At 64.6% G+C, this 4,775-nt stretch carries 4 protein-coding genes and 1 pseudogene; all 5 read left to right on the plus strand.

The annotated features are described in order from the left end of the window. Positions 1-119 precede the first annotated feature (119 nt). Positions 120-701, plus strand: coding sequence for a recombinase family protein (locus WDW90_RS34960; protein WP_336492327.1), 582 nt, complete (start codon positions 120-122; stop codon positions 699-701). A gap of 5 nt (positions 702-706) precedes the next feature. Further along, positions 707-1,136: pseudogene (locus WDW90_RS34965) on the plus strand (hypothetical protein). A gap of 253 nt (positions 1,137-1,389) precedes the next feature. Next, entirely contained in the window at positions 1,390-2,040 is a 651-nt protein-coding gene (locus tag WDW90_RS34970; RefSeq protein ID WP_336492329.1) for a nucleotide-binding protein, read from the plus strand. Between the two features lie 62 nt (positions 2,041-2,102). Next, positions 2,103-2,525, plus strand: coding sequence for a hypothetical protein (locus tag WDW90_RS34975; protein ID WP_336492330.1), 423 nt, complete (start codon positions 2,103-2,105; stop codon positions 2,523-2,525). A gap of 616 nt (positions 2,526-3,141) precedes the next feature. After that, on the plus strand, positions 3,142-4,662 hold the full coding sequence (locus WDW90_RS34980) for a sensor domain-containing diguanylate cyclase (protein WP_336492331.1): 1,521 nt from the start codon (positions 3,142-3,144) through the stop codon (positions 4,660-4,662). The last annotated feature ends 113 nt before the right edge of the window (positions 4,663-4,775 follow it).

The raw sequence follows: 4,775 nt of genomic DNA on the forward strand, positions 1-4,775 counted from the left end.
CGTTTTCCTGTCATCGGCGAGGAGCGTCTCGCGAGCCCTCCCAAACAGCCCCGTTTGTGTCAGGAAACCGTGACTGGAAAACTACTGACAGGAAAACGTAGCTGAGCCACTATCCTGACATGCTCGTCGGCTACGCCCGTGTCTCCACCCAGGACCAGAACCTCGACCTCCAGCGCGATGCGCTGACAAAGGCCGGCTGCCAAAAAATCTTCGAGGAGAAGAAGTCCGGCAAGGCCGGCACCAAGCGTCCGCAGTTCGAGGCGGCGCTGGCCTACCTGCGTCCCGACGACGTGCTGGTCGTGTGGAAGCTCGATCGCCTCGGCCGCTCCCTCGTCGAGATGATGCGCACCATCGACGCCCTGCGCCGGGAGAAGGTCCACTTCCGCAGCCTGACCGAGCAGTTCGACAGCGACACTGCCCACGGCCGCTTCGCCCTGCAGATGCACGGGGCCATGGCCGAGTACTTCCTCGACCTCAACCGCGAGCGCACACTGGAGGGCCTGAAGGCGGCCCTGGCCCGCGGCCGCAAGGGCGGCCGGCCCAGGAAGCTGTCCGAGGCTGATATCGAGGCTGGGCGCGCACTGCTGGTGGCCGGCACCATCTCGGTGGCGGAGATTGCCCGGCGCCTCGGGATCTCGCGCTACACCTTCTACAGCTACTTTCCGCGAGCGCGGGCGAGCAGCCAGCGCGGTCAGGGGTGAGTGCGATGCCGATCCGGCGCGAGCATCGCTTCTTCTATCCCATCGACTGGCCTCAGCTCTCGGCCGTGATCCGCTTCCGTCGGGCTGGCGGCCGGTGTGAGGTCTGCGCACGCCCGCACGGCCAGCGCCGTGTTCCACCTCGGCGACGGCCGCTGGTGGGACGCCGAGGCTGCCTCCTGGCGCGATGGACGTGGACGGATCGTCTGTGTGGCCGTCGGCGCGGATGATGTGCTCGGCCAGGTGCGCACGACGCGCGTGGTGCTGGCCGCAGCCCACCGCGACCATGACACCAGCAACAATGCCGAGCGCAACCTCGCGGCCTTCTGCCAGCGCTGTCACCTGCTCCACGATCGGCCCGAACACCGGCGACGGCGATGGCTCACGTTGTTTCGGAGGAAGGCGCTGGGGGACTTGTTCCGTGGGCCGTATGCGTAGGAGTTTCCAAGTGTAGGCATTGGCTCGTAGCCGAGGCAACGAGCTGCTCGGGCGGACTGCGATGCAAAAGGAAGCTTGTCTTCGGTTGTGTCACTTGCCGCCATACCTCGGAAGAATAGTGTTTATTTTCCTCATCTAGAGCAATCCTTGCAGGCATACTGCATATCGACGCGCCTTAAGAGCTCATTAACTATACATCATCCTCCTTAGCGAGTGGGGCGGCTGTCAGCATTGCCCTACAGGGGGAACGGCCGTGCACGTGATCCTAATCGCAGCTCAGAAGGGCGGAGCCGGCAAGAGCACGCTTGCCGCGCACCTGAGCACCCTGGCCGACCGCGAGGGCAAGACGCTTCTCATCGACACCGACCCGCAGGGCTCGCTCTCCTTCTGGCGCGGACGACGTGCGGCCGAAACACCCCACCTCACTCGCGCCAGCGCTCATGCCCTGCCAGACGTTCTTAACAGAGCAAGGTGCACAGGCGTGGCTTGGGCCGTAATCGACAGCCCACCCCACAACTCCTCGCTGATCTCCGCCCTCATGAGCCGGGCCACCCTAACCCTGATCCCGGTGCGGCCGGGCCCCTTCGACCTCGATGCTGTGAGCGCGACGCTTGCCATGGCCCGCAGCCTCAAGGCGCCCATGGCCTGCATTATCAATGCCGCACCGCCGCTCATGCGTGGCGAGCGACAGACGAACGCCGTGGCGGAAACCCGCGCCGTCCTGACCAGCATGGGGGTGCCTGTTCTGCCGGGCCAGGTCTCCCAGCGAGCAAGCCTGTCTCATGCCCTCATCTCCGGCCAGTCCGTCGATGAGTACGACCCACAGGGTCGCGCAACAGCCGAGATTGCCGCGCTGTGGCAGACGGCCTCCGAGCTTGCCCGCACCTTCCCGCGCCACGCCTGAGGTTCGTTCCTATGGCAAAGCCAGCTCGCCCCTCTCTCATGAGCCTCTCGCAGGCAGGCTCCATGTCACAGGCCATTGTTGGCGTCTCAGCCACCGAACTGAGCCGGGGACGCGTGCTTGATACGAACTCGGAGTATCTCAGCGCCGGACCCGAGGAGCCTGCATCGGAGCCGGGCAGCGCAAGGCTTCAATTGAACCGTGCCGGCTGGTCGGAGCTGAACCGGCTAGCGCAGGATCTCAGGATGCCGCTGCCGAGCCTGATGGCCGAGGCTTTCAACGACGTGCTGCTCAAGCATGAACGCCCACCGGTCGTGGAGGCTAGGGCATCGAGTGAAGAGACGGGATGGGATCGCACACTGACGCTCGATGTCGCGCCTCCCGCTACGCTGTGGCCCGTGCTGATGGGCGCTTGGGTCTGGCACCAAACCGTAACACTGCCGCTCCTGGCGCTATGGAGCGGCTCAAACCGTTTAGGACTGCGATGAGCGCCAGCTGTTTTCACCTGTTTGGTCGCTAGAGAGCGAGAGCATCAGCGCGGGCGCTGGCTCACTATGTTCCGGCGGGCGACGGGCGACCTGTTTCGGGGACCATACCCTGATCCTTGAAGATGGTCAGCGAGGGGCCAGGTGGTGCCCCGTTGGGCAATACCGCTCCTGCCGGTCAGACACCGCTCTCAGCCCGTCTGCAGCTCGGCGGACCTCATCCCCTTCTGCCGCGCAAGTGGATGAATCGCCCCGACCAAGGCACAGAGCGTATGCGCGCAACGCACGCTCTTGGTTGCTCGCGGCCTTACCGACGTCGACCGTTGCGGAGGCGCATGGTTCGCGAGCCTCAGGAGGCTCTGCCGCCGCCAACCAGAGGAAGACGCCGAGTAGCACAGTGTTTGCCCCAGCAGCCGATCGGCCCAAGCGGAAGTGCCTCCCGGCAATGCACAGGCTTGGGCCCTCACCAAGATAGTGAATGTTTACCTCATCGGCAGCTCGCGTTCTAGGAGAGAGGATTAGTAAGCCTTTGAACAAGTCCACGCTCTAATAGACAGATCGGCTCGCCCGAGAATGTTTCACGCCTATGCGTACTGTCCTGAAGAGAAGCTCCCACTGGATGCATTCCGCGGCGTGGCTGAGCGCCTTCAACTTACTCGCCGTCGCCGGTTTATGTGCGGTCTCGGCTTTCATGCTCTGGCAGATGCGCCTGGACGCGGCGCGTCGGGCGGAGATCACCTCCCGTAGCTTGGTGCAGGTGCTCGGTCGCGATATCGCCCGCAACATCGAGCTGTATGATCTCTCCCTGCGGGCAGTTGTCGACGGCATGAAGCGCTCTGACGTCGCGCAGCTCAACCCCGAGTTGCGCCACATGATCCTGTTCGACCGGGCTGCGACGGCACTCGGGTTCGGCACGATCCTGGTGCTGGATCAGGCGGGCAATGCGATCACAACTTCGCAGTCCGTGTACCCACCGGCGTTCAACAGCGCGGATCGCGAGTATTTTCAATACTTTGCCACCCACGATGATGACGAGCTGCGCGTCAGCCCACCCTCGATCTCGCGCCTGAGTGGGCAGTGGGTCATCATGCTCAGCCGGCGGGTCTCCAACCCGGATGGCTCCTTCGCGGGCGTCGTCGCAGGGGCGATTTTCCTCGACTACTTCCGCGGCCTCTTCGCCGCCGCCGGTGCCGATCATGCCGGGACCGTCACCCTGTACGGGCCGGGCGGCACGGTCGCGATGCGCGAGCCGTTCGACCCGCATCTTCTCGGCACCAGCGTGGCGCGGACACCGAGCTTCCAGGAGATCCTGAAGGTCAGGAGCGGCAGTTTCATCGGTCCAGCCATGGTCGGGGACGGCGACCGGCATTTCGTGTTCACCCATGTCGGCAACTACCCTCTGCAGCTCAGCGCGGCCGTCCCCCCATCCGACGTCTACGCTGACTGGTACCGGCAGACGCTCAGTCTCGGCTTGGTAGTCCTCATTCTCTGCGCAACGACCGTGGTGCTGACCTGGTTGTTTGGCCGCGAACTCAGCCACAGGCTGCGGGCCGAGCAGGTCACAGCCGCCCTCAATACCGAACTGGAGACGCTCGCAACCACGGATGCCCTGACCGGACTGTCCAATCGGCGGAGGTTCGATGAGGCTCTGGCACGCGAATGGCGGCGGTCCGTGCGCACGCGCCAGCCCCTGTCATTGATCCTGCTCGATGCCGACCACTTCAAGGGCTTCAACGACCGCTACGGGCACCAGAGCGGCGACGAGGCGCTGAAACTGATTGCCCGCTCGATCGAGGCTGCGACCGATCCGAGCCATGACATCGCCTGCCGGATCGGCGGCGAGGAGTTCGCCGTGATCCTGCCCGACACTGAGGCTGTGAGCGCCGAGGTTGTCGCCGACCGCATCCGCGAGGCCGTGGCAGGATGGAAGGTGCCGCATGCCGCGAACCCACAGGGCATCATCACAGTGAGTGGCGGACTGGCCCAGACTCCATTGATCCCGGCCGTCGATCCTGCGGCGCTGATCGCGGCGGCTGACGCGGCGTTGTACGAGGCCAAGCAGCTCGGTCGCAATCGGATTGAAGTTGCCGTGCAGGCAGCAACACGCCTGCGCCACGCTTCCATGCACGGCCATTCCTAGATCGAGACGGCCAAACATCTCGCCGTTGGACGAGAAGCGGCATCGGGTGAGGCTGCCGAGATCCAGCAGAAAAAGGGCCGGATCACCTGGCCCTCTTCGCTGGCTTGGATGGG

The sequence above is a fragment of the Methylobacterium nigriterrae genome, from assembly GCF_037106235.1.
GTDB lineage: Bacteria > Pseudomonadota > Alphaproteobacteria > Rhizobiales > Beijerinckiaceae > Methylobacterium > Methylobacterium nigriterrae.